The sequence below is a fragment of the Streptomyces sp. NPDC001532 genome (assembly GCF_040298625.1).
Taxonomy (GTDB): domain Bacteria; phylum Actinomycetota; class Actinomycetes; order Streptomycetales; family Streptomycetaceae; genus Streptomyces.
This window is the reverse complement of the sequence record NZ_JBEPAL010000006.1, coordinates 212,299-237,287: the sequence shown is the minus strand read 5'-3', so window position 1 is coordinate 237,287 and position 24,989 is coordinate 212,299. Positions and strand designations below refer to the sequence as shown.

Below are 24,989 nucleotides of genomic sequence, written 5' to 3'. Positions count from 1 at the left end.
CTGGGCCGCTTCTCATGGGCGTCCCACAGGAACCCGGTGATCTCGGCACATGAAGGTTCTCTACCTTCCGGGGAATGCATTCCGAGCCTGCCATCGAAAGCCGTGCGGCGGCCGCGCGTGGCCGCCGTCGCAAACGCGACAGCGACTTCGCCGAAGGACCCGTCTTCGTCGACAACTCCGGACGCAGGTCCAGGCTGCTGCGCCGGATCGGCATCCTCCTCGGCGTCGGCTGTCTCGCCTACGCCACCGTCCTCGGCGCCGCCTTCATGGGCTGGGGCACCTCGCTGACCCCGTCCTCGCTGCTGCCCTTCGGCGCCGGCGACCAGGGAGTCCAGGGCGTCCAGGGTCCCGGCGGCGTCCGGCCGGACGGCGGCACGGGCCACCAGGTCGGCCTGCCCGGCAGCGCACCGCCCACCGGCTCCGCCGCACCGTCCCCGTCCGCCCCGGCGACCGCCGACTGACACCCCACGACCGGAACGCAGCCACCCACATGACGACGACTCCCTCCCGCGGCCGGCGCCGTGCCCCCACCCGCATCGAGCGGGCCGCGGGCAAGGCCGCGGCGCTGCAGAAACCGCGTGTCATCCTCGCCCTGCTGCTCCTGCTCGCGCTGACCAGCGTGATGCTGCTCGACGGCTATCTGCGCGCCGAGGTCGGCGGCGACCAGCGCGTGCGTACCGGCGCCGGCGCCGACGACGTGCCGGACGAGGTGCTCGACGGCGGCCCGATTCTCACCTTCCGGGGCGGCCAGGCCACCACCGTCTCGGTGCCCGACAAGACGATCGCGCTCACCTTCGACGACGGCCCCGACCCCACCTGGACGCCGCAGGTGCTGGAGATCCTCGAGGAGTACGACGTACCGGCCACGTTCTTCGTGGTCGGCTCGATGGTCGCGCGCTATCCCGATCTCGTCGCGGACATGGTCGAACAGGGCAACGAGGTCGGCATCCACACCTTCACCCACGTCGACCTGTCGTACCAGAGCGACGCCCGGGTGGAGCGCGAGATGCAGCAGACCCAGCTCGCGCTCGCGGGCGCGGCCGGCATCACCACCACGCTGTTCCGCGCGCCGTACTCCTCGGAGACGGACGCCATCGACAACTACAGCTGGCCCGTCTACCAGAAGCTCGGCGAGGACGGCTACACCAGCGTCTTCATCGACACCGACAGCGACGACTGGAAGCGGCCGGGCGTCTCGAAGATCGTCAAGTGGGCCACGCCGGAGGACGGCGAGGGCGCGTCGGTGCTCTTCCACGACGCGGGCGGTGAGCGTTCGCAGACCATCGAGGCGCTGCCGAAGTACATCGAGAAGATGAAGGCGAAGGGCTACACCTTCACCACCATCAGCGGTGTGCTCCAGGAGGAGAACGCCGGCGGGGCGGCCGCCGGCGCGGCCGGGCAGCCCGGCGGTGCCGCGCCGGACGGCCAGGGCGGCGCCGCGGGCACCACCGCCGGGAACGCCCTCCAGGCCGCGCACCGCGAGGCCACCGGCGTCACCCTGTACGAGGGCAACGCCCTGATCGCGGCGGTCGCCGTCGCCGAGTGGACGGTCCCGGCGCTCTCGGTGGCGCTGATGGTCGTGGGCGTGGCCGTCCTGGGCCGCTTCGGGATGATGCTGATCCTGGCCCGCCGCCACCACCGGGTCCGCAACAGACGCCGCTTCAGCTGGGGACCGAGGGTGACCCGGCCGGTGAGCGTGATCGTCCCGGCGTACAACGAGAAGGAGTGCATCGCCAACACCCTGGAGTCGCTGGCGCGGAGCACCCATCCGATCGAGATCATCGTCGTCGACGACGGCTCCTCGGACGGCACGTCCGAGATCGCGCGCGCCGCGGCGGAGCGGCTCGGCATGACCAACGTCCGCGTCATCCGCCAGGAGAACGCGGGCAAGCCCGCCGCCCTCAACAACGGGGTGCGCAGCGCCAGCCACGACATCGTCGTCATGATGGACGGCGACACCGTCTTCGAACCGGACGCCGTGCACCAGCTGGTGCAGCCCTTCGCCGACCCGAAGGTCGGCGCGGTCGCGGGCAACGCCAAGGTCGGCAACCGCGACACGATCATCGGCGCCTGGCAGCACATCGAGTACGTGATGGGCTTCAACCTCGACCGCCGCATGTACGACCTGCTGCGCTGCATGCCGACGATCCCCGGCGCGATCGGCGCGTTCCGCCGGGACGCCGTGCTGGAGGTCGGCGGCATGAGCGAGGACACCCTCGCCGAGGACACCGACATCACCATCGCCATGCACCGCGCGGGCTGGCAGGTCGTCTACCAGGAGCACGCCAGGGCCTGGACGGAGGCACCGGGCTCGCTGAAGCAGCTGTGGTCCCAGCGCTACCGCTGGTCCTACGGCACGATGCAGGCGCTGTGGAAGCACCGCAAGTCCGTGACCGATTCCGGCCCCTCGGGCCGCTTCGGCCGGGTCGGCATGCCGCTGGTGGTGATCTTCCAGATCGTCACGCCGGTGTGCGCGCCGCTGATCGACGTGTTCACCGCCTACTCGATGATCTTCATCGACTTCCAGGCGGCGCTCTACGCGTGGCTCGCGGTCCTCGGCGTGCAGCTCTTCTGCGCGGCCTACGCCTTCCGCCTGGACCGGGAGAAGTACCGCTACCTGCTGATGATGCCGCTGCAACAGCTCGCCTACCGGCAGATGATGTACCTCGTCCTCATCCACTCCAGCATCACCGCCCTCACCGGCGGCCGGCTGCGCTGGCAGAAGCTGAAGCGGACCGGCGAGGTCGGCACTCCGGCGGGGGCGGGCGGATGAGCTGGGGCCAGGAGCAGCAGGGGTATCCGCAGGGGCACGGCCACGGGTACGGCCAGGGGTACCCGCACGGATACGGCGCCGGCGGGTACGGCCACGAGCAGCAGCCCCAGCCGTACGCGCAGCCGTACACACAGCCGTACACACAGCCGTACGCGCAGCGGTACCCGGAGCACTACGGGCAGGGGGCGCCCGCGGAGTCGACGGCGCCCCTGCCGGTGCTGGAGCCGGAACCCGAGCCGGAGCCGGGACCCGAGCCGGGACCCGAGCCCGAACCGGAACCGGAACCCGAGCCGGCGGAGAGGCCCGCGCGGCCGGGACGCGACCGGTACTTCGACACCCTCCGCGCCGCGGCCCTCGTCCGGGTGGTCAGCTATCACACGTTCGGATGGGCCTGGGCCGGGCTGGTCTTCCCGTCGATGGGGATCATGTTCGGCCTGGCCGGCACGCTGATGGCGAAGTCGCTGGAGCGTCCGGCGGTGCGGGTGCTGCGCGGCCGGGTGCGCCGGCTGCTGCCGCCGTTCTGGTTCTGGGGCCTCTTCGTGGTCGTGGCGATGCTGATCCACGGCTGGATGCCCGGCTGGCAGATCGTCTACTGGATCGTCCCGCTCGGCGATCCGCCCGGCGACGCCTGGGGCGAGCAGGCCTGGGAGATCCTCTGGTACCTGCGGACCTACCTCTGGTTCGTGCTCCTCTCCCCGCTGCTGCTGCGGGTGTTCCGGCTGGCCCCGGTCCCGGTGCTGCTGCTCTCGCTCGCGCCGATCGCGGTCCTCACCTTCGCCTGGCAGCCGCCGGAGTCCCGCTTCGGCAGCGCGCTGTGGGACCTGGCGACGTATCTCTTCTGCTGGCTGCTCGGCTTCGCCCACCGCGACGGGGTGCTGCGCCGGCTGAGCGCGGCGGCGGTCGTCTGCGCCTCGGCGGCGGCGCTGGCGTACGGCGGCTGGTACGCCCTCGCGCACCAGGCCGAGTACGGCACCTACGACCTGGACGAGATCCCGCTCGCGCAGGCCTTCTGGTCGGCCGGCTTCGTGACGCTGCTGATGTACTTCAAGGCGGACTTCTCGTGGCTGGCCCGCTTCCCGCGGCTGGACCGGGTGGTGAGTGTCTTCAACGCCCGCGCGGTGACGATCTACCTCTGGCACGAGCTCGCGCTGATCCTCGCGGTGCCGCTGATCGACCAGTTCTGGAAGGTGCCCGCCTTCGAGGCCCACCTGCCGCTGGAGAGCCAGTGGTTCATGTTCGGGGTGGGCTGGGTGCTGATCGCGGTGTTCGTGCTGCTGTGCGGCTGGGTGGAGGACGTGGCGGCGAAGCGCGGGCCGCGGCTGCTTCCGTGAGGCCGTCCCGCGAGCCCGTGCGGCCGTACTGCAACAATGAGGGCGTGACCCGCGCATCCCTGGACAAGCAGCCGCACGAAGTCGCCTCGATGTTCGACGACGTGGCGGACCGGTACGACCTCACCAACGATGTGCTGTCCCTCGGACAGGACCGGGTGTGGCGCAAGGAAGTGGCCAAGGCCGTCGACGCGCGGCCCGCGCAGAAGATCCTGGACCTGGCCGCCGGTACGGCGACCTCCTCGCTGCCCTTCGCCCGCACCGGCGCCTACGTCGTCCCCTGCGACTTCTCCCTCGGCATGCTCCGGGTGGGCAAGCGGAAGCACCCGTGGCTGCCGCTGACCGCGGGGGACGCGACCCGGCTGCCGTTCAAGGACGACGTCTTCGACGCCGTCACCATCTCCTTCGGACTGCGCAACGTGCAGGACACCGAGGCGGCGCTGCGCGAGCTGTACCGGGTGACGCGGCCCGGCGGACGGGTCGTGATCTGCGAGTTCTCGCACCCGACCTGGGCGCCGTTCCGCACTGTCTACACCGAGTACCTGATGCGCGCGCTGCCGCCGGTGGCCCGCGCGGTGTCGTCGAGCCCGGACGCGTACGTCTACCTCGCCGAGTCCATCCGCGCCTGGCCCGACCAGTCGGCCCTGGCCGAACTGCTCAAGGGCGCGGGCTGGTCGCGGGTGGCCTGGCGCAACCTCACCGGCGGCGTGGTGGCGCTGCACCGGGGCTTCAAGGACAGCTGAAAGCCGCACCGGTCAGCCGGGCGACGCCTCAGAGCGAGCTGAGCGGGGCCGTCGCCCGGTGCTCCGGCGGTGCGGCCGCCTCGCGCCGGATGCCGCCGTGCGGCGGCCGCGGCAGCCGGGGCTCACGGACGCCCGAGCCGCCGCCGCCCTCGCCCTCGCCGAACTCGAACCAGACGGTGACCACGGCCCCACGCGGGATCTCGGCGCCGGGCGGCGGGTACTGCCGTACGACGTAGTCGACGACGGTGCGGTGGAAGTCGGGCCGGTCGGGTGCGGCGAGCAGCACGCCCTGCGCCTCGGCCGTCTCACGGGCGTCCACGGCCATCAGTCCGACGAGCCGCGGCACACGCACTTCGGGTGTTTTGGGTGGTATTCGCACAGATGTCACCCCCAGCGGTACTGGCAGGGTAACCGCCCGGGGGTGCCGTCCGGAAGCGTCAGGTGTCTTTCCGTAGCCGACAACTACGCTGCGTCACAGCGCCAGTCGGTAGCAGTGCCCCTGCTGCTTCGACTCGGGGGTCGTGAAGGTCTCGGCGAGGTGCATGCCGAGGCGTCTGGTGACCGCGATCGAGCGGGTGTTGCGGGCGTTCACCATCGCCACCACGTCCGGCACGCCCGCCGCGCGCACCCGCTCCAGCGTGGTCTTCGCGGCCGCCGTCACATAGCCCCGCCCCCAGTGCTCGCGGCCCAGCCGCCAGCCGATCTCGATCTCCCCGGCCGGACCCCACGCGTACGGCCAGGGCTGGGCGCCGGTGAAGCCGATGACCCGGTCCTCCTCGTCCAGCATGGTCCACAGACAGAAGCCGAGCTCGGCGTCGTGCTTGCGCTGGCGGGCCGTCAGCTCCTCGTAGACGGAGAGCCCGGCGGAGCGGCCGCCGTGGAACTCCATGACGTCCGGGTGGTCGAAGACCCGGTGCCAGGCGACGGCGTCCTCGTCGGTGGGGACGCGCAGCCGTACGACGGGGAGCGTTCTGTTCACGGGGCAGCCCTTCAGCCGGTTGATCAATTGTGCTGAATAGACTGCCCATGTCCAGTGCCGGTCGGCACGCAGATTTCGAACTTGGGGAGATCCCGCCGTGACCGAGCCCCTCCTCTCCGACAACACCGCCGATGTGATCGTCGTGGGCGCGGGGCCCGCGGGTTCCACGACGGCGTACCACCTCGCCAAGGCCGGTCTCGACGTCCTGCTGCTGGAGAAGACCGAGTTCCCGCGCGAGAAGGTGTGCGGCGACGGCCTCACCCCGCGCGCGGTCAAGCAGCTCGTCGCCATGGGCATCGACGTCTCCGAGGAGGCCGGCTGGCTGCGCAACAAGGGCCTGCGCATCATCGGCGGCGGTGTCCGGCTCCAGCTCGACTGGCCGGATCTCGCCTCCTTCCCCGACTACGGCCTGGTCCGCAAGCGCGACGACTTCGACGAGCAGCTGGCCCGGCAGGCGCAGAAGGCGGGCGCCCGGCTCTACGAGCGCTGCAACGTCTCCGGCCCGGTCGTCGACGACCGCACCGGCCGCATCACCGGCGTGACCGCCAAGCTCGGTGAGGAGAAGCGCGAAGTCACCTTCCACGCCCCGCTCGTGGTCGCCGCCGACGGCAACTCCACCCGGCTGTCCCTGGCGATGGGCCTGCACCGCCGCGAGGACCGGCCGATGGGCGTGGCCGTACGGACGTACTTCGAAAGCCCCCGCCACGAGGACGACTACCTGGAGTCCTGGCTGGAGCTGTGGGACCGCCGCGGCCCCGGCGAGGACCGGCTGCTGCCGGGCTACGGCTGGATCTTCGGCATGGGCGACGGCACGTCCAACGTCGGCCTCGGTGTCCTCAACACCTCCGACTCCTTCAAGGAGCTGGACTGGCGCGAGGTGCTGAAGGCCTGGTGCGCGTCGATGCCCGAGGACTGGGGCTACACCCCGGAGAACATGACCGGCCCGATCCGCGGCGCGGCCCTGCCCATGGCCTTCAACCGCCAGCCGCACTACACCCGCGGCCTGCTGCTGGTCGGCGACGCCGGCGGTCTGGTGAACCCCTTCAACGGCGAGGGCATCGCCTACGCCATGGAGTCCGGGCAGATCGCCGCCGACGTCATCGTCCAGGCGCACGCCCGCTCCACCCCGGCCGGCCGCGAACTGGCCCTCCAGCGCTACCCGCGCGTCCTGAAGGACACCTACGGCGGCTACTACACGCTTGGCCGCGCCTTCGTGAAGCTCATCGGCAACCCGAAGGTCATGAAGATCGCGGCCCAGCGGGGCCTGACGCATCCGGTGCTGATGAAGTTCACCCTGAAGATGCTCGCCAACCTCACCGACCCGACGGGCGGCGACGCGATGGACCGCATCATCAACGGGCTGAGCAAGGTGGCCCCGAAGGCCTGAGCCGCACCACGCCGAAAGGGCCGCAGCCCCCGAGCGGCTGCGGCCCTTTTTCGTGCCATTCGCTACGACTGTCAGAGAACCACGACGGTCAGAGAACCAAGAGGTTCAGAGAACGCGGACCGCGCCCGACGCCGGGTAGCCGGACAGGTCCTGGATGACGACGCCCTTGGAGGGGTTCGCGGCGTCCAGGTACTGGCCGTTCCCGATGTACACGCCCACGTGGTACGCGGAGCCCTTGCCGCCCCAGTACAGGATGTCGCCGACCGCGAGGTTCGACAGGGAGACCTCGGTGCCCATCATCGACTGGTCCTGCGAGACGCGCGGCAGGTCCACGCCGACCTCACGGAAGGCCGCCTGGACGAGGCTGGAGCAGTCCCACGCGTTGGGGCCGGTGGCGCCCATGACGTAGGCGTCGCCCACCTGTGCCCGGAGGAAGGCGATGACCGTCGCGACGCTGCCGCCGGCCGGCGCGGAGACGTTCGTGTCGGCGGAGGCGGACGTGGTGGTGGTGGCCGCGGTGAGGGTGGCCCGCTCGGCGTCACGGGCGGCGCGCTCGGCGGCGGCCTTGCGCGCGGCCTCCTCGGCCTCCTTCTTGGCCTCGGCCTTCTTCTTGGCCACGGCCAGGTCGGCCTTGGCCTCCTTGGCGGCCTGGGCGGCGGCCGCGTCACGCTCGGCCTGCAGCTCGTAGTTCGCGGCGGCCAGCTCCGTGGCGTCCGCGGACTGGGCGACCTGGGCGGCCAGGTCGGCCGTCAGGGTGGGCAGTTCGAGCGTCTGGGTCACCGGTTCGGCGGCGATCGCCGACCCCGACGCACCGGCCACTGCCACGGTGCTGAGGATGCCACCGGCAACTCCGGCCCGCATCGCGATCGTCGACGCGCTGCGGCGGGGTTTCCGGTGGCTGCGTATGTGAGCGGTGTGGGACATGAGAACAAGCGGTATCAGGGCCTCCTTCATACCTTCAAGAAACGTGGCCTGCGCCACAGTTGTTCAATCGGGCCGCGGAAACCTCGTCGTCACACTCTTTATTGACGCCGTAACGGACATTGCGGACTCACCCTCTCAAGCCTGTGATCATGGGCTTTCGTCGTTACGCCCGAATTGCCCGCGGCCTACCATCGGTTGGGGTGGTTGGCCAAGCCCGGTTCTCAGAGCCCTCTCATGAATGTGGCCGAGGTCACGGAACGGTCGCCCGCGGGGGTGCGTCCCGCGTGCGACTCGGCGGTCGGCGAGCTCGTGAACGCGTGCACGCGTCCACATCCCGCCCCGCGACTCCCTCCGAGGTGTGAACGGCGCCCTCTATCAAGAGATCCGGTCCAAGGCCAATTTGCATGCAAGGGAAGTCTCTTGATATTGAGACGCCCCTCCCGAGCTGCGGCGACGAGCGAAAATGTCACCTCTCGTGATCACTCTGACGCTTCGCGTACGAAGATCACCGCTCATACGACTTCATGATCCTTCGTCAGGTGGTGGAGATCACAAAGCTTGTGGAATACCCCGTGTCGCAGATCACAGAGCGCCGGGCATAAGATGCGAGGCAGTTGGGCTTGTGACCTGCTTCACATGTTCTCGATCTTCGCCGGGACCAAAGGGGTTCGTGGGACTGGTGGGGCGGATGTGAGCCCGATGCACTTCCGCCAGCAGTCAGTGCCGACTGAGAGGAGCGAGGAGCGGTGAACGCGTATGCGCCCATCCTCGTACTGGGAGCCCTCGGGGCAGGCTTTGCGATCTTCTCCGTGGTCATGGCCACGCTGATCGGTCCGAAGCGGTACAACCGCGCCAAGCTCGAAGCCTACGAGTGCGGGATCGAGCCGACCCCCACGCCGGCCGGCGGCGGGCGATTCCCCATCAAGTACTACCTGACGGCGATGCTCTTCATCGTCTTCGACATCGAGATCGTCTTCCTCTACCCCTGGGCCGTCACCTTCGACGCCCTGGGTGTGTTCGGGCTCGTGGAGATGCTGCTCTTCGTGCTCACCGTCTTCGTCGCCTACGCCTACGTATGGCGGCGCGGCGGCCTGGAATGGGACTGAGGGGCCTTTAGTCATGGGACTCGAAGAAAAACTGCCGAGCGGCTTCCTGCTGACCACCGTCGAGCAGGCCGCCGGCTGGGTGCGCAAGGCGTCGGTCTTCCCCGCCACCTTCGGCCTCGCCTGCTGCGCCATCGAGATGATGACCACCGGCGCCGGCCGCTACGACCTGGCGCGCTTCGGCATGGAGGTCTTCCGCGGATCGCCGCGCCAGGCCGACCTGATGATCGTCGCCGGGCGGGTCAGCCAGAAGATGGCGCCGGTGCTGCGGCAGGTCTACGACCAGATGCCGAACCCCAAGTGGGTGATCTCGATGGGCGTCTGCGCCTCCTCGGGCGGCATGTTCAACAACTACGCCATCGTCCAGGGCGTCGACCACATCGTCCCCGTCGACATCTACCTCCCCGGCTGCCCGCCGCGGCCCGAGATGCTGATGGACGCCATCCTCAAGCTCCACCAGAAGATCCAGGGCTCCAAGCTCGGGGTGAACGCGGAGGAGGCGGCCCGCGAGGCGGAGGAAGCGGCGCTCAAGGCCCTGCCGACGATCGAGATGAAGGGGCTGCTGCGGTGAGCGACGCGAACGGCACCAACGGCGCCAACCCCGAGAAGGACCTCAGCGCCTCCAACCTCCCCGGCCAGCGCGGCCAGGGCGGCGAGGAGATCCGCGTCCAGCGGGGCATGTTCGGCGCCGAGAACGGCGGGGACACCTCCGGCTACGGCGGCCTGGTCCGCTCGGTCCGGCTCCCGGGACCGGCGAGCCGCCCCTACGGAGGCTGGTTCGACGAGGTCGCCGACGAACTGGAGGGCGCTCTGGAGGAGCAGGGACTGCTCCCGGAGAACGCCATCGAGAAGACGGTCGTCGACCGCGACGAACTGACCTTCCACATCGAACGCGAGCACCTGGTCCGTGTCGCCCGCACCCTGCGCGACGACCCGGCCCTGCGCTTCGAGCTGTGCACCGGCGTCAGCGGCGTCCACTACCCGAACGACACGGGCCGTGAGCTGCACGCCGTCTACCACCTGCGCTCGATCACCCACAACCGGCTGATCCGGCTGGAGGTCAGCGCCCCCGACGCCGACCCGCGCATCCCGTCCCTGGTCCCGGTCTATCCGACCAACGACTGGCACGAGCGCGAGACCTACGACTTCTTCGGGATCGTCTTCGACGGTCACCCGGCCCTGACGCGGATCATGATGCCGGACGACTGGCAGGGCCATCCGCAGCGCAAGGACTATCCCCTCGGCGGCATCCCCGTCGAGTACAAGGGCGCCCAGATCCCGGCTCCGGACCAGCGGAGGTCGTACTCGTGAGCACTTCGCACGCCTCTCCTCGGGAGACCACCGAGGGCACGGTCTACACGGTCACCGGTGGCGACTGGGACGAGGTCGTCCAGACCGCGGCCAAGGCCGACGACGAGCGCATCGTCGTCAACATGGGCCCGCAGCACCCGTCCACCCACGGAGTGCTCCGCCTGATCCTGGAGATCGAGGGCGAGACGGTCACCGAGGCCCGCTGCGGCATCGGCTACCTCCACACCGGCATCGAGAAGAACCTCGAGTTCCGGACCTGGACGCAGGGCACCACGTTCGTGACGCGCATGGACTACCTGACGTCCTTCTTCAACGAGACGGCCTACTGTCTCGCCGTCGAGAAACTGCTCGGCATCGAGGACCAGATCACCGAGCGCGCCAAGATCATCCGAGTGCTCCTGATGGAGCTGAACCGGATGTCCTCCCACCTGGTGTGCATCGCCACCGGCGGCATGGAGCTGGGCGCCACCACGATCATGATCTACGGATTCCGGGATCGTGAACTGATTCTCGACATCTACGAGCTCATCACCGGCCTGCGCATGAACCACGCGTTCATCCGCCCCGGCGGACTCGCCCAGGACCTGCCGCCCGGCGCGGTGGACCAGATCCGCGAGTTCGTGAAGAAGATGAAGAAGAACCTCCCGGAGTACGACAAGCTCGCCACCGGGAATCCCATCTTCAAGGCCCGTATGCAGGACATCGGCCACCTCGACCTGGCCGGCTGCATGGCCCTCGGCGCCACCGGCCCGATCCTGCGCTCCACCGGTCTCCCGCACGACCTGCGCAAGACGCAGCCCTACTGCGACTACGAGACCTACGACTTCGACGTCCCCACCACCGACACCTGCGACGCCTACGGCCGCTTCCTGATCCGCCTGGAGGAGATGCGCCAGTCGCTCAGGATCGTCGAGCAGTGCCTGGACCGGCTCCAGCCCGGCCCGGTCATGGTCGCCGACAAGAAGATCGCCTGGCCCGCCCAGCTCGCCCTGGGCCCGGACGGACTGGGCAACTCCCTCGACCACATCAAGAAGATCATGGGCACCTCCATGGAGGCCCTGATCCACCACTTCAAGCTGGTCACCGAGGGCTTCCGGGTCCCGCCGGGACAGGCGTACGCGGCCGTCGAGTCGCCCAAGGGCGAACTCGGAGTGCACGCCGTGTCCGACGGCGGCACCCGCCCCTACCGGGTCCACTTCCGCGACCCGTCCTTCACCAACCTTCAGGCCATGGCGGCGATGTGCGAGGGCGGCCAGGTCGCCGACGTCATCGTCGCCGTCGCGTCCATCGACCCCGTGATGGGAGGCGTCGACCGGTGACCACCTCTTCTTCGGAGCGAGCCGAGCGAGGCGTCAGCCTGGGCATGCCCGAGCTGCCCGCGCCCGACTACCCGGACGACGTCCGGACCCGCCTGGAGCGGGACGCGCGCGAGGTGATCGCCCGCTACCCCGACTCCCGGTCCGCCCTGCTGCCGCTGCTGCACCTGGTGCAGTCGGAGGAGGGTCATGTCACGCGCACCGGCATGCGGTTCTGCGCGGAGATGCTCGGCCTGGCCACCGCCGAGGTCACCGCCGTCGCCACCTTCTACACCATGTACCGGCGCAAGCCCTCCGGCGACTACCAGGTGGGCGTCTGCACCAACACGCTGTGCGCGGTGATGGGCGGTGACGCGATCTTCGAGGCGCTCCAGGAGCACCTGGGCGTCGGCAACGGCGAGACCACCGACGACGGCAAGGTCACGCTGGAGCACATCGAGTGCAACGCGGCCTGCGACTTCGCGCCGGTCGTGATGGTCAACTGGGAGTTCTTCGACAACCAGACGCCGCAGAGCGCCCGGCGGCTCGTCGACGACCTGCGCGCGGGGACCCCGGTCTCGCCCACCCGCGGGGCACCGCTGTGCACCTTCAAGGAGACCGCCCGCATCCTCGCGGGCTTCCCCGACGAGCGCGAGGGCGCCGTCGAAGCCGGCGGCAGCGCCGGGCCCGCCTCCCTGGTGGGCCTGCGCCTGGCCAAGGGAGAGACCGGCGCCGCGCGCGTGGTCCACCCGCGCGAGGGCGGGCCGCACGACGAGCCGCAGGACCGGGCCGTCCACGAGCCGTCGCCCACCCGGCACCTCAGCTCGCACGACGCGCCGCAGGACACATCGGCATCCGACCCGGCCCACCCGGCCGGGCCCACCGCCGAGGAGGGGGAGTGATGACCTTGGCAGCCGAGCTGAAAGACACCAGCCCCGAGAAGCTGCTCTCGCCGGTGCTGTCGGCCTTCTGGGACGAGGACCGCTCCTGGTCCCTGGACGTCTACCGCAGGCACGAGGGCTACGAGGGACTGCGCAAGGCGCTCGCCATGTCGCCGGACGACGTGATCGCGTACGTCAAGGAGTCCGGTCTGCGCGGCCGCGGCGGCGCGGGATTCCCGACCGGGATGAAGTGGCAGTTCATCCCCCAGGGAGACGGCAAACCGCACTATCTCGTCGTCAACGCCGACGAGTCGGAGCCGGGGACCTGCAAGGACATCCCGCTCCTCTTCGCGAACCCGCACAGCCTCATCGAGGGCATCGTCATCGCGTGTCACGCCATCAGGTCGTCGCACGCCTTCATCTATCTGCGGGGCGAGGTCGTCCCGGTCCTGCGGCGGTTGCACGAGGCCGTGCGCGAGGCCTACGCGGCGGGCTACCTCGGCGAGAACATCCTGGGCAGCGGACTCGACCTCGAACTCACCGTGCACGCCGGCGCCGGCGCGTACATCTGCGGTGAGGAGACCGCGCTGCTGGACTCGCTCGAAGGCCGCCGTGGTCAACCGCGGCTGCGTCCCCCCTTCCCGGCCGTCGCCGGCCTCTACGCCTGCCCCACTGTGGTGAACAACGTCGAGTCGATCGCCTCGGTTCCCGCCATCATGAAGAACGGCAAGGACTGGTTCAGGTCGATGGGCAGCGAGAAGTCCCCGGGCTTCACGCTCTACTCGCTCAGCGGCCACGTCGCCAGCCCCGGCCAGTACGAGGCCCCGCTCGGCATCACCCTGCGCCAGCTGCTCGACATGAGCGGCGGGATGCGGCCCGGCCACCGGCTGAAGTTCTGGACGCCGGGCGGCTCCTCCACACCGATGTTCACCGACGAGCACCTCGACGTCCCGCTGGACTACGAGGGCGTCGGCGCGGCCGGCTCCATGCTCGGCACCAAGGCCCTGCAGTGCTTCGACGAGACGACCTGCGTGGTCCGCGCCGTCACCCGCTGGACCGAGTTCTACGCCCACGAGTCCTGCGGCAAGTGCACCCCGTGCCGCGAGGGCACCTACTGGCTGGTGCAGCTGCTGCGGGACATCGAGGCCGGCAAGGGCACCTTGTCCGACCTCGACAAGCTGAACGACATCGCCGACAACATCAACGGCAAGTCCTTCTGCGCCCTCGGCGACGGTGCCGCCTCGCCGATCTTCTCCTCGCTGAAGTACTTCCGCGAGGAGTACGAGCAGCACATCACGGGCCGCGGCTGCCCCTTCGACCCGGCCAGGTCGACGGCCTGGGCCGACCACCGCACGGAGGTGAACGCATGACGGTGACCACGAGCGCTCCCTCCGGCGGAGGAGAGGCGGCAGTGCCGCCCGAGGATCTCGTGACGCTGACCGTCGACGGCGCCGAGATCAGCGTGCCCAAGGGCACCCTGGTCATCCGCGCCGCCGAACAGCTCGGCATCGAGATCCCCCGGTTCTGCGACCACCCCCTCCTCGACCCGGCCGGCGCCTGCCGCCAGTGCATCGTCGAGGTCGAGGGCCAGCGCAAGCCGATGGCGTCCTGCACCATCACCTGCACCGACGGGATGGTGGTCAAGACCCACCTCACCTCGCCGGTCGCGGAGAAGGCGCAGAAGGGTGTGATGGAGCTGCTGCTCATCAACCACCCGCTGGACTGCCCGGTCTGCGACAAGGGCGGCGAGTGCCCGCTGCAGAACCAGGCGATGTCGCACGGCAACGAGGAGTCCCGCTTCGAGGGCCGCAAGCGGACCTACGAGAAGCCCGTGCCGATCTCCACCCAGGTGCTGCTCGACCGCGAGCGGTGCGTGCTGTGCGCGCGCTGCACCCGGTTCTCCAACCAGGTCGCCGGCGACCCGATGATCGAGCTGATCGAGCGGGGCGCGCTCCAGCAGGTCGGCACCGGCGAGGGCGACCCGTTCGAGTCGTACTTCTCCGGCAACACCATCCAGATCTGCCCGGTCGGCGCGCTCACCTCGGCGGCCTACCGGTTCCGCTCCCGCCCCTTCGACCTGGTCTCCTCGCCGTCGGTGTGCGAGCACTGCGCCGGCGGCTGCGCGACCCGCACCGACCACCGGCGCGGCAAGGTCATGCGGCGGCTCGCCGCGAACGACCCCGAGGTGAACGAGGAGTGGATCTGCGACAAGGGGCGCTTCGCGTTCCGGTACGCGCAGCAGCGGGACCGTCTCGACACGCCGCTGGTGCGCAACGCGGCCGGCGTCCTGGAGCCCGCCTCCTGGCCGGAGGCCCTGGAGGCGGCCGCGCGAGGGCTGCTGGCCGCGCGCGGCCGGGCCGGGGTGCTGACCGGCGGGCGGCTGACCGTCGAGGACGCCTACGCGTACAGCAAGTTCGCGCGGGTGGCGCTCGACACCAACGACATCGACTTCCGCGCACGCGTGCACAGCGGCGAGGAGGCCGACTTCCTGGCCGCCCGGATCGCGGGCCGCGGCCGGGACCTCGACCGCACGGGTGTCACCTACACCTCCCTGGAGCAGGCGCCCGCCGTCCTGCTCGTCGGCTTCGAGTCCGAGGAGGAGGCGCCCGGCGTCTTCCTGCGGCTGCGCAAGGCCTGGCGCAAGCACGGCCAGCGGGTCTTCGCGCTCGCCACCCACGCCACCCGGGGCCTTCAGAAGGCGGGCGGCACGCTGCTGCCGGCCGCACCCGGCACCGAGACCGAGTGGCTGGACGCGCTCACCGCCGGCACCGGCCTGGACGAGGCCGGGACCCTCGCCTCGGAGGCGCTGCGGGCCGAGGGCGCGGTGATCGTCGTCGGTGAGCGGCTCGCCGGAGTCGTCGGCGGCCTGACCGCCGTGGTCCGGGCCGCGACCGCGACCGGGGCACGGCTGGTGTGGATCCCGCGGCGGGCCGGGGAGCGCGGTGCCGTCGAGGCCGGTGCGCTGCCGTCGCTGCTGCCGGGCGGGCGTCCGGCCACCGACCCGCGCGCGCGGGAGGAGGTCGCCTCGGTGTGGGGCGTCGCCGAACTGCCGCACCGCTACGGCCGGGACACCGGTCAGATCGTCGAGGCCGCCGCCACCGGCGAACTGGCGGCGCTGCTCGTCGCCGGTGTCGAGGTGGCCGACCTGCCGGACCCGGCACGCGCGCGTGCCGCGCTCGCCGAGGTCGGCTTCCTGGTCTCGCTCGAACTGCGGCCCAGCGAGGTCACCGAGCACGCGGACGTCGTGCTGCCGGTCGCCGCGGTCGCCGAGAAGGCGGGCACCTTCCTCAACTGGGAGGGCCGCGTCCGCCTGTTCGAGGCCGCGCTCAAGCCCGACCAGATGACCCGGCGCCTGCCGCCCACCGACGCGCGAGCGCTCCAGATGCTGGCCGACGCCATGGACGTACACCTCGGGCTGCCGGATCTGCGGACCGCGCGCGCGGAGCTGAACCGGCTCGGCGCCTGGGACGGTCCGCGGGCCACCGATCCGCGCGAGAGCGCCGGCCCGCTGCCCCGGCCCGCCGCCGGTGAGGCGGTGCTCGCCGGCCACCGGCTGCTGCTCGACCAGGGCCTGCTCCAGCAGGGTGACGAGGCCCTGGCCGGCACCCGGCACGCCGCCCACGCGCGCGTGTCGGCCGCCACGGCCGCCGAGTCCGGGGTCAAGGACGGCGACGCGCTCGCGGTGACCGGCCCCGCCGGCACCGTCGAACTGCCGCTGCTGATCACCGAGATGCCCGACCGCGTGGTGTGGCTGCCGCTGAACTCCACCGGCGGCGGCGTCGCCGGTGACACCGGGGCGCGGCCCGGCTCCCTCGTCCGTATCGGCCCGGCGACGCTCGCGACCGCGGCCCCCGAGGAGGTGGAGGCATGAGCGCGTACCTCGCCGCTGAAGACCTCTCGATGTTCGGCCACGACCCCTGGTGGCTGGTCGTCGTCAAGGCGGTGTTCTGCTTCGCCTTCCTGATGGTGACCGTGCTGTTCTCCATCGTGTGGGAGCGCAAGGTCGTCGCCTGGATGCAGCTGCGCATCGGCCCCAACCGGCACGGCCCTTGGGGCATGCTCCAGTCGCTCGCCGACGGCATCAAGCTGATGCTCAAGGAGGACGTCATCGTCCGGCGCGCGGACAAGGTGGTCTACGTCCTCGCGCCGATCGTCGCGGCCATCCCGGCCTTCATGGCGATCGCGGTGATCCCCTTCGGCCCGGCCGGCAACGAGATCTCGATCTTCGGCCAGCGCACCACGATGCAGCTCACCGACCTGCCGATCGCGATGCTCTACATCCTCGCGGTCGCCTCGGTCGGCATCTACGGCATCGTGCTGGCGGGCTGGAGCTCCGGCTCGACGTACCCGCTGCTCGGCGGACTGCGCTCGTGCGCGCAGATGATCTCCTACGAGATCGCCATGGGCGCCGCGTTCGCCTCGGTGTTCCTCTACTCCGGGTCGATGTCGACCTCGGCGATCGTCGAGGCCCAGCAGGACCGCTGGTACGTGATCCTGCTGCCGGTCTCCTTCGTCATCTACATCGTCACGATGATCGGCGAGACCAACCGCGCCCCCTTCGACATGCCGGAGTCCGAGGGCGACCTGGTCGGCGGCTTCAACACCGAGTACTCGTCGATCAAGTTCGCGATGTTCATGCTCGCCGAGTACGTGAACATGGTGACGGTCTCGGCCGTGTCCGTGACGCTCTTCCTGGGCGGCTGGCGGGCCCCGTGGCCGGTCAGCACCTTCTGGGAGGGCGCGAACCACGGCTGGTGGCCGATGCTCTGGTTCGTCGTCAAGGTGCAGCTGCTGCTGTTCTTCTTCATCTGGCTGCGCGGCACCCTGCCACGGGTCCGCTACGACCAGCTGATGAAGCTCGGCTGGAAGGTCCTCATCCCGGTCTCCGTGGTCTGGCTGATGCTCGTCGCCACCGTGCGGACCCTGCGCAACGAGAACTACGACTTCGCCGACATCGCCCTCTACGTGGGCGGCGGAGTCCTCGCCCTGCTGCTGCTCTCCTTCGTCGCGGACTTCCTCCGCGACCGCGGGAAGCCGGCCGAGGCGCCCGCCCGCACCGAGCCCGCGTTCGACCCGATGGCCGGCGGGTTCCCCGTGCCGCCGCTGCCGGGACAGGAGCTGCCCGCGGCACCGCGGCGCCGCTCGCGCCGGGAGCGGGAGCTGATTGTCAGTGGCGGCCCCGATACTCAGAGTGACGGATCGCTGGATGGAAAGGAGGCGTCCGATGGCTGAGGAGCCCAAGGAGTCCGGACAGACCAAGCCCGGTTTCCAGAACCCCGTGGCCGGCTTCGGCGTGACCTTCAAGGCCATGTTCAAGAAGCGGCTGACCGAGCAGTACCCGGAGCAGCAGAAGACCACCGCTCCGCGCTTCCACGGACGGCACCAGCTCAACCGCCATCCGGACGGCCTGGAGAAGTGCGTGGGCTGCGAGCTGTGCGCCTGGGCCTGTCCCGCCGACGCGATCTACGTGGAGGGCGCGGACAACACCGAGGAGGAGCGCTACTCCCCGGGCGAGCGGTACGGCCGGGTGTACCAGATCAACTACGCCCGCTGCATCCTGTGCGGCCTGTGCATCGAGGCCTGCCCCACCCGGGCGCTGACCATGACCAACGAGTTCGAGCTGGCCGACTCCAGCCGCGCCAACCTCATCTACACCAAGGAACAGCTGCTGGCCGGCCTCGAGGACGGCATGGTCGACACCCCGCACGCGATCTACCCGGGGACCGACGAGCAGGACTACTACCGCGGCCTGGTGACCGAGGCCGCGCCCGGCACCGAGCGTCAGGTCGCCGTCTCCAAGGGAGAGACCGTGCAGGAGGCGGCCTCGACCTTCGGCGCGGACGAACCGGCGTCGGAGAAGGTGATCGGCCGATGACCGCGCAGCTCGCCGCCTACACCACCTCGACCGGAGAGGCCGTCCAGTTCTGGATCCTCGGCACGGTCGCGGTGATCGGCGCCCTGTGCACCGTCCTGATGAAGAGGGCCGTGCACAGCGCGCTCTGCCTGGCCGGCACCATGATCGTGCTGGCGGTGTTCTACCTCGCCAACGGCGCCTACTTCCTGGGCATCGTGCAGATCGTCGTCTACACCGGCGCGATCATGATGCTGTTCCTGTTCGTGGTGATGCTCGTCGGCGTCACCGCGGCGGACTCCCTGAAGGAGACCATCAAGGGCCAGCGCTGGCTGGCCGCCCTGTGCGGGCTCGGCTTCGGCATCCTGCTGGTCGGCGGCATCGGCAACGCCTCGCTGACCGAGTTCGACGGCCTCGGCGCGGCGAACGCGGGCGGAAACGTGGAGGGCCTGGCGGCCCTGATCTTCACCAAGTACGTCTTCGCCTTCGAACTCACCGGCGCCCTGCTGATCACGGCCGCCGTCGGCGCCATGGTGCTCACCCACCGCGAGCGCACCGAGCGGGCCAAGACCCAGCGGGAACTGGCCGAGGAGCGCGTCCGCGAGGGCAAGCACCTCCCGCCGCTGCCCGCCCCGGGTGTCTACGCCCGGCACAACGCCGTGGACATCGCGGGCCTGCTGCCCGACGGCACCCCCTCGGAGCTCACGGTCAGCAAGACGCTGCGGGAGCGCGGCCAGATCCGGGACGTCTCCACGGAGGCCCTGAACGACCTGCGGGCGCTGGAGCAGCGCGCGCAGGAGCGTCTGGAGCGGACCGGGGTCGAGCCGACGGCCGGCAAGCGGACCGAGGAGGCGTCGAAGTGAACCCGGTCAACTACCTGTATCTCGCGGCCCTGTTGTTCACGATCGGCGCCACCGGCGTGCTGATCAGGCGGAACGCGATCGTGCTGTTCATGTGCGTGGAGCTGATGCTCAACGCCTGCAACCTCGCGTTCGTCGCCTTCTCCCGGATGCACGGCAACCTCGACGGCCAGGTCATCGCGTTCTTCACGATGGTCGTCGCCGCCGCGGAGGTCGTGGTCGGGCTCGCGATCATCGTGTCGCTGTTCCGTGCCCGCCACTCGGCCTCGGTCGACGACGCCAGCCTGATGAAGCTCTAAGGGGTCGCTGAAGTGGAGAACCTGATTGCGCTGCTGATCGCGGCGCCCCTGCTCGGAGCGGCCGTCCTGCTGTGCGGCGGCCGGCGGCTCGACGCCGTCGGCCACTGGCTCGGCACGGCACTGGCGTTCGTCTCCTTCGTCCTCGGCGCGGTCCTCTTCGCCGATCTGCTCGGCAAGGACGCCGAAAGCCGCACCCTCACCCAGGACCTGTTCAGCTGGATCCCGGTCGAGGGCTTCCAGGCGGACGTCGCCTTCCGCCTCGACCAGCTGTCGATGACGTTCGTGCTGCTGATCACGGGCGTGGGCTCGCTGATCCACCTGTACTCGATCGGGTACATGGAGCACGACGAGCGGCGGCGCCGCTTCTTCGGCTACCTGAACCTGTTCCTCGCGGCGATGCTGCTGCTCGTCCTCGCCGACAACTACCTGCTGCTGTACGTCGGCTGGGAGGGCGTCGGTCTCGCCTCCTACCTGCTGATCGGCTTCTGGCAGCACAAGCCCAGCGCCGCCACGGCCGCGAAGAAGGCCTTCCTGGTCAACCGGGTCGGCGACGTCGGACTGTCCATCGCGATCATGCTGATGTTCACCACGTTCGGCACCTTCGCCTTCGGCCCGCTCCTCGGCAGCCAGGAGGAGCCGGGACTGGCCGGCGACGCCTCGCAGGCCACGCTCACCGGTATCGCCCTGATGCTGCTGCTCGCCGCCTGCGGCAAGTCCGCCCAGGTGCCGCTCCAGTCCTGGCTCGGGGACGCGATGGAGGGTCCGACCCCGGTCTCCGCCCTCATCCACGCCGCGACCATGGTGACCGCGGGCGTGTACCTGATCGTCCGCTCCGCGGCGATCTTCAACGCAGCGCCCGACGCCCAGCTCGTCGTCACCATCGTCGGTGCCGTCACGCTCCTGTTCGGAGCGATCGTCGGTTGCGCGAAGGACGACATCAAGAAGGCACTGGCCGGCTCGACCATGTCGCAGATCGGCTACATGGTGCTGGCCGCGGGCCTCGGCCCGATCGGCTACGTCTTCGCGATCATGCACCTGGTGACGCACGGCTTCTTCAAGGCCGGCCTGTTCCTCGGCGCCGGCTCGGTCATGCACGGCATGAACGACGAGGTCGACATGCGCCGCTACGGCGGCCTGCGGAAGTACATGCCGGTCACCTTCGTCACCTTCGGCCTCGGTTACCTCGCCATCATCGGCTTCCCGGGCCTGTCCGGCTTCTTCTCCAAGGACAAGATCATCGAGGCGGCGTTCGCCAAGGGCGGCACCGAGGGCTGGATCCTCGGCGGCTGCGCCCTGCTCGGCGCGGCCATCACCGCGTACTACATGACGCGCGTGATGCTGATGACGTTCTTCGGCGAGGAGCGCTGGCGCAACGCCCCGACCCCGTCCCCGGCACAGCCCGACGTGGAGCCGGCCGCCGAGACCCAGGGCGCGCACGCCGAACCGCACCCGCACGAGTCGCCGAAGATCATGACGATCCCGATGATCGTGCTGGCCGTCGGATCGGTCGCGGGCGGCGCGTTCTTCAGCATCGGCGACCGCTTCGTCCACTGGCTGGAGCCGATCACCGGCCACTCCCACGGCCACCCGCCGATCAGCGCGGGAGTGGTCACCGGGGCCACCGTGGCGTGCATGGTCATCGGTGTCGCGATCGCCTACGCGCAGTACGGCCGCCGTCCGGTCCCGGCCGTCGCCCCGCGCGGATCGCTGCTCACCCGGGCCGCCCGCCGCGACCTGCTCCAGGACGACTTCAACCATGTGGTCCTGGTCCGCGGCGGCGAGCACCTGACCCGGTCCCTGGTCTACGTCGACCACACCCTGGTCGACGGAGTCGTCAACGGCACCGCGGCCTCGGTCGGCGGCCTCTCCGGCCGGATGCGCAAGCTGCAGAACGGCTTCGCGCGGTCGTACGCGGTCTCGATGTTCGGCGGTGCGGCGGTCCTGGTCGCCGCGACCCTGCTGATGAGGGCGGTCTGATACCGATGTCCTTTCCCCTGCTGACAGCGACGGCGGTGCTCCCGGCCCTCGGGGCGGTCGCCACGGCCGCCGTCCCGGCCGCGCGGCGCACCGCCGCCAAATGGCTGGCGCTGCTCGTCTCGCTCGCCACGCTCGCCCTCGCGATCGCCGTCGTGGTCCGTTTCGACCCGGACGGCGACCGCTACCAGCTCACCGAGTCCCGCTCCTGGATCGCCGACTTCGGCGTCCGCTACGAGCTGGGCGTCGACGGCATCGCGGTGGCGCTGATCGCGCTGACCGCGCTGCTGATCCCGTTCATCATCCTCGCGGGCTGGCACGACGCCGACCCGCTGGAGACCGGCAGCAAGCGGTGGCGGCCGACACAGGGCTTCTTCGCCCTGATCCTGGCCGTCGAGGCGATGGTGATCCTCTCCTTCGAGGCCACCGACGTCTTCCTCTTCTACATCTTCTTCGAAGCCATGCTCATCCCGATGTACTTCCTCATCGGCGGCTTCGGGGACCGTGCCCACGAGCACGGCGAGCAGGCGGCGGCCACCCAACGGTCGTACGCCGCCGTGAAGTTCCTCCTCTACAACCTGGTCGGCGGCCTCATCATGCTGGCCGCGGTGATCGGCCTCTACGTGGTCGCCGGGAACTTCTCGCTCACCGAGATCGCCGAGGCCCGCGCCGACGGCTCGCTGGAGATGGCGACCAGCACCGAACGCTGGCTGTTCCTCGGCTTCTTCTTCGCCTTCGCCGTGAAGGCGCCGCTGTGGCCGCTGCACACCTGGCTGCCCAACGCCATGCAGGAGTCCACCGCACCGGTCGCGGTGCTCATCACCGCGGTCGTCGACAAGGTCGGCACCTTCGCGATGCTCCGCTTCTGCCTCCAGCTGTTCCCGGAGGCCAGCACCTGGGCGACGCCCGCGATCCTCGTCCTGGCGCTGATCAGCATCATCTACGGGGCGCTGCTCGCGGTCGGCCAGCGCGACATCAAGCGGCTGGTGGCGTACGCGTCGATCTCCCACTTCGGCTTCATCATCATGGGCATCTTCGCCATGACCAGCCAGGGCCAGTCCGGCGCGACCCTCTACATGGTCAACCACGGCATCTCGACGGCCGCGCTGATGCTGGTGGCCGGCTTCCTGATCTCGCGGCGCGGCTCGCGGCTCATCGCCGACTACGGCGGTGTGCAGAAGGTCGCCCCGGTACTCGCCGGCACCTTCCTGATCGGCGGCCTCGCCACCCTGTCGCTGCCGGGCCTCGCGCCGTTCGTCAGCGAGTTCCTGGTCCTGGTCGGGACCTTCGCGCGCTATCCGGTGATCGGCATCATCGCCACCTTCGGCATCGTGCTCGCCGCGCTCTACACCCTCGTCCTCTACCAGCGGACGATGACGGGCCCGGTCAAGCCGGAGGTCTCCGCGATGCCGGACCTCCGGGTGCGTGAGCTGGTGGTGGTCGCACCGCTGGTCGCGCTGCTGATCGTGCTGGGTGTCTACCCGAAGCCGGTCACGGACATCGTCAACCCGGCGGTCGAGCAGACCATGTCGGACGTTCAGAAGAAGGACCCCCAGCCCGAGGTGGAGGCGGCCAAGTGAGCGCATCAGCCGTCCACAGCCTGTGGACAACGGCGGCAGCCGCGGCCGAACCGATCGCGAAGATCGACGCGCCGAAGATCGAATACGGGCAGCTGGCGCCCACCCTGATCGTCGTGGGCGCCGCGATCGTCGGAGTGCTCGTCGAGGCGTTCGTCCCGCGCAGGTTCCGCTACCACGCCCAGATGTTCGTCTCCGTCGTCGCCCTCGCCGCCGCCTTCGCCGCGGTCGTCGCGCTCGCAGCCGACGGATACGGCACCACCAAGGCGCGGATCGCGGCGATGGGCGCGATCGCCGTCGACGGACCCGCCCTGTTCCTGCAAGGCACCATCCTGCTGGCCGCGCTGGTCAGCCTCTTCACCTTCGCCGAACGCCGCCTCGACCCGGCGGCGCACGGCAACCGGGTCGACTCCTTCGCCGCGCAGGCCGCCTCCGTGCCGGGCAGCGACAGCGAGAAGGCCGCGGTGAAGGCAGGGTTCACCACCACCGAGGTGTTCCCGCTGCTGCTCTTCGCCGTCAGCGGCATGCTGCTCTTCCCGGCCGCCAACGACCTGCTGACGCTGTTCGTGGCCCTGGAGGTCCTGTCCCTGCCGCTGTACCTGCTGTGCGCGCTGGCCCGCCGCAAGCGGCTGATGTCGCAGGAGGCCGCGGTGAAGTACTTCCTGCTCGGCGCCTTCGCCTCGGCGTTCACCCTGTTCGGCATCGCGCTGCTGTACGGCTACGCCGGCTCGATGTCGTACGGCACCATCGCGCGGGTCGTCGACGGCACCGTCACCGACGTCACCCCCGCGCTCGCCGGGACCATGGGCAACGACGCGCTGCTGCTCGTCGGCGCCGGCCTGATCGTCATGGGCCTGCTGTTCAAGGTGGGCGCGGTGCCGTTCCACATGTGGACGCCGGACGTGTACCAGGGCGCGCCGACGCCGGTGACCGGCTTCATGGCGGCGGCGACCAAGGTGGCCGCGTTCGGCGCGCTGCTGCGGATCCTGTACGTGGTGCTGCCGGGCCTGCGCTGGGACTGGCGGCCGGTCATGTGGGGCGTGGCGGTCGTCACCATGCTGGGCGGCGCGATCATCGCGATCACCCAGACCGACATCAAGCGGCTGCTGGCGTACTCGTCGATCGCGCACGCGGGATTCATCCTCGCGGGTGTCATCGCGACCACCCCGGACGGCGTCTCGTCGGTCCTCTTCTACCTCGCGGCCTACTCGTTCGTGACGATCGGCGCGTTCGCCGTGGTCACGCTCGTCCGGGACGCGGGCGGCGAGGCGACGCACCTGTCGAAGTGGGCGGGGCTCGGCCGCCGGTCGCCGCTGGTGGCGGCGGTGTTCGCGGTGTTCCTGCTGGCCTTCGCGGGCATCCCGCTGACCAGCGGGTTCGCCGGCAAGTTCGCCGTGTTCAAGGCGGCGGCGGAGGGTGGCGCGGCCCCGCTGGTCGTGGTCGGTGTGATCTCGTCGGCGATCGCCGCCTTCTTCTACATCCGGGTGATCGTGCTGATGTTCTTCAGCGAGCCCCGGCCGGAGGGCCCGACCGTCGCCGTGCCGTCGCCGCTGACCATCACGGCGATCACCGCGGGCGTGGCGGTCACGCTGGTGCTCGGTGTGGCGCCGCAGTACTTCCTGGACCTCGCCGGTCAGGCGGGAGTCTTCGTGCGCTGACCCGCGCGTCGTACGACTACTGCCCGGCCCCCGTCACGGGGTGCCG

The 24,989-nt window shown here is 70.2% G+C and carries 22 protein-coding genes; 19 read left to right on the top strand and 3 right to left on the bottom strand.

Features of this window, described 5'->3' with window-relative positions; all coding sequences use genetic code 11:
- Positions 1 to 74 precede the first annotated feature (74 nt).
- Genes ABT232_RS09060 through ABT232_RS09045 form a run of 4 tightly spaced genes read left to right on the top strand, consistent with a single transcriptional unit; the run spans position 75 to position 4,844 of the window.
- Positions 75 to 461, top strand: coding sequence for a hypothetical protein (locus ABT232_RS09060; protein WP_351837954.1), 387 nt, complete (start codon positions 75 to 77; stop codon positions 459 to 461).
- A 29-nt stretch (positions 462 to 490) separates the two neighbouring features.
- Complete coding sequence (locus tag ABT232_RS09055; protein ID WP_351837953.1) at positions 491 to 2,773, top strand: bifunctional polysaccharide deacetylase/glycosyltransferase family 2 protein; 2,283 nt, start codon at positions 491 to 493, stop codon at positions 2,771 to 2,773.
- Entirely contained in the window at positions 2,770 to 4,104 is a 1,335-nt protein-coding gene (locus tag ABT232_RS09050) for an acyltransferase family protein (RefSeq protein ID WP_351837951.1), read from the top strand. Before ABT232_RS09055 ends, ABT232_RS09050 begins: the two co-directional genes overlap by 4 nt.
- Before the next feature lie 44 nt (positions 4,105 to 4,148).
- A complete protein-coding gene (locus ABT232_RS09045) occupies positions 4,149 to 4,844 on the top strand; it encodes a demethylmenaquinone methyltransferase (RefSeq protein ID WP_351837949.1) in 696 nt (231 codons plus the stop codon).
- A gap of 28 nt (positions 4,845 to 4,872) precedes the next feature.
- Here the strand turns inward: ABT232_RS09045 and ABT232_RS09040 are convergent, their stop codons facing one another.
- Both ABT232_RS09040 and ABT232_RS09035 read right to left on the bottom strand, forming a co-directional pair.
- Positions 4,873 to 5,223 (bottom strand): PASTA domain-containing protein, encoded by a 351-nt coding sequence (locus tag ABT232_RS09040; protein ID WP_351837946.1) that lies wholly within the window; start codon positions 5,221 to 5,223, stop codon positions 4,873 to 4,875.
- 93 nt (positions 5,224 to 5,316) lie between these two features.
- Complete coding sequence (locus ABT232_RS09035; protein ID WP_351837944.1) at positions 5,317 to 5,823, bottom strand: GNAT family N-acetyltransferase; 507 nt, start codon at positions 5,821 to 5,823, stop codon at positions 5,317 to 5,319.
- Positions 5,824 to 5,920: 97 nt separating this feature from the next.
- Here ABT232_RS09035 and ABT232_RS09030 point away from each other — a divergent pair, with 97 nt between their 5' ends.
- On the top strand, positions 5,921 to 7,210 hold the full coding sequence (locus ABT232_RS09030) for a geranylgeranyl reductase family protein (RefSeq protein ID WP_351837941.1): 1,290 nt from the start codon (positions 5,921 to 5,923) through the stop codon (positions 7,208 to 7,210).
- 105 nt (positions 7,211 to 7,315) lie between these two features.
- On the opposite strand, the gene ABT232_RS09025 is transcribed toward ABT232_RS09030, so the two are convergent.
- Positions 7,316 to 8,164: a C40 family peptidase gene (locus tag ABT232_RS09025; RefSeq protein WP_351837938.1), complete on the bottom strand. Its 849-nt coding sequence runs from the start codon at positions 8,162 to 8,164 to the stop codon at positions 7,316 to 7,318.
- A gap of 716 nt (positions 8,165 to 8,880) precedes the next feature.
- On the opposite strand from ABT232_RS09025, the gene ABT232_RS09020 reads away from it, so the two are divergent.
- From ABT232_RS09020 to nuoN, 14 genes are read left to right on the top strand one after another with little or no spacing between them, the layout of a single operon-like run.
- Positions 8,881 to 9,240 (top strand): NADH-quinone oxidoreductase subunit A, encoded by a 360-nt coding sequence (locus tag ABT232_RS09020; protein ID WP_007383963.1) that lies wholly within the window; start codon positions 8,881 to 8,883, stop codon positions 9,238 to 9,240.
- Positions 9,241 to 9,253: 13 nt separating this feature from the next.
- Complete coding sequence (locus tag ABT232_RS09015) at positions 9,254 to 9,808, top strand: NuoB/complex I 20 kDa subunit family protein (RefSeq protein WP_030494814.1); 555 nt, start codon at positions 9,254 to 9,256, stop codon at positions 9,806 to 9,808.
- Positions 9,805 to 10,548: an NADH-quinone oxidoreductase subunit C gene (locus ABT232_RS09010; protein WP_351837935.1), complete on the top strand. Its 744-nt coding sequence runs from the start codon at positions 9,805 to 9,807 to the stop codon at positions 10,546 to 10,548. The genes ABT232_RS09015 and ABT232_RS09010 overlap by 4 nt, the downstream gene beginning before the upstream one ends.
- Positions 10,545 to 11,867: an NADH-quinone oxidoreductase subunit D gene (locus ABT232_RS09005; RefSeq protein WP_351837932.1), complete on the top strand. Its 1,323-nt coding sequence runs from the start codon at positions 10,545 to 10,547 to the stop codon at positions 11,865 to 11,867. The genes ABT232_RS09010 and ABT232_RS09005 overlap by 4 nt, the downstream gene beginning before the upstream one ends.
- The gene (gene nuoE, locus ABT232_RS09000; RefSeq protein ID WP_351837929.1) at positions 11,864 to 12,745 is read left to right on the top strand and encodes an NADH-quinone oxidoreductase subunit NuoE; all 882 of its coding nucleotides are present in this window, start codon (positions 11,864 to 11,866) and stop codon (positions 12,743 to 12,745) included. Before ABT232_RS09005 ends, nuoE begins: the two co-directional genes overlap by 4 nt.
- Positions 12,742 to 14,094: an NADH-quinone oxidoreductase subunit NuoF gene (gene nuoF / locus ABT232_RS08995; protein ID WP_351837926.1), complete on the top strand. Its 1,353-nt coding sequence runs from the start codon at positions 12,742 to 12,744 to the stop codon at positions 14,092 to 14,094. Before nuoE ends, nuoF begins: the two co-directional genes overlap by 4 nt.
- Positions 14,091 to 16,595 carry an NADH-quinone oxidoreductase subunit G gene (locus ABT232_RS08990; protein ID WP_351837924.1) on the top strand — a complete coding sequence of 835 codons (2,505 nt, stop codon included), beginning with the start codon at positions 14,091 to 14,093 and terminating at the stop codon, positions 16,593 to 16,595. Before nuoF ends, ABT232_RS08990 begins: the two co-directional genes overlap by 4 nt.
- A complete protein-coding gene (gene nuoH / locus ABT232_RS08985) occupies positions 16,592 to 17,956 on the top strand; it encodes an NADH-quinone oxidoreductase subunit NuoH (protein WP_351837921.1) in 1,365 nt (454 codons plus the stop codon). The genes ABT232_RS08990 and nuoH overlap by 4 nt, the downstream gene beginning before the upstream one ends.
- Entirely contained in the window at positions 17,949 to 18,599 is a 651-nt protein-coding gene (nuoI, locus tag ABT232_RS08980; RefSeq protein WP_351837918.1) for an NADH-quinone oxidoreductase subunit NuoI, read from the top strand. The genes nuoH and nuoI overlap by 8 nt, the downstream gene beginning before the upstream one ends.
- The gene (locus tag ABT232_RS08975) at positions 18,596 to 19,438 is read left to right on the top strand and encodes an NADH-quinone oxidoreductase subunit J (protein ID WP_351837915.1); all 843 of its coding nucleotides are present in this window, start codon (positions 18,596 to 18,598) and stop codon (positions 19,436 to 19,438) included. Before nuoI ends, ABT232_RS08975 begins: the two co-directional genes overlap by 4 nt.
- The gene (nuoK, locus tag ABT232_RS08970; RefSeq protein ID WP_351837913.1) at positions 19,435 to 19,734 is read left to right on the top strand and encodes an NADH-quinone oxidoreductase subunit NuoK; all 300 of its coding nucleotides are present in this window, start codon (positions 19,435 to 19,437) and stop codon (positions 19,732 to 19,734) included. The genes ABT232_RS08975 and nuoK overlap by 4 nt, the downstream gene beginning before the upstream one ends.
- 12 nt (positions 19,735 to 19,746) lie before the next feature.
- The gene (gene nuoL / locus ABT232_RS08965; RefSeq protein WP_351837910.1) at positions 19,747 to 21,711 is read left to right on the top strand and encodes an NADH-quinone oxidoreductase subunit L; all 1,965 of its coding nucleotides are present in this window, start codon (positions 19,747 to 19,749) and stop codon (positions 21,709 to 21,711) included.
- Positions 21,712 to 21,716: 5 nt separating this feature from the next.
- Positions 21,717 to 23,288: an NADH-quinone oxidoreductase subunit M gene (locus ABT232_RS08960; protein ID WP_351837907.1), complete on the top strand. Its 1,572-nt coding sequence runs from the start codon at positions 21,717 to 21,719 to the stop codon at positions 23,286 to 23,288.
- The gene (gene nuoN, locus ABT232_RS08955; protein WP_351837905.1) at positions 23,285 to 24,943 is read left to right on the top strand and encodes an NADH-quinone oxidoreductase subunit NuoN; all 1,659 of its coding nucleotides are present in this window, start codon (positions 23,285 to 23,287) and stop codon (positions 24,941 to 24,943) included. The genes ABT232_RS08960 and nuoN overlap by 4 nt, the downstream gene beginning before the upstream one ends.
- The last annotated feature ends 46 nt before the right edge of the window (positions 24,944 to 24,989 follow it).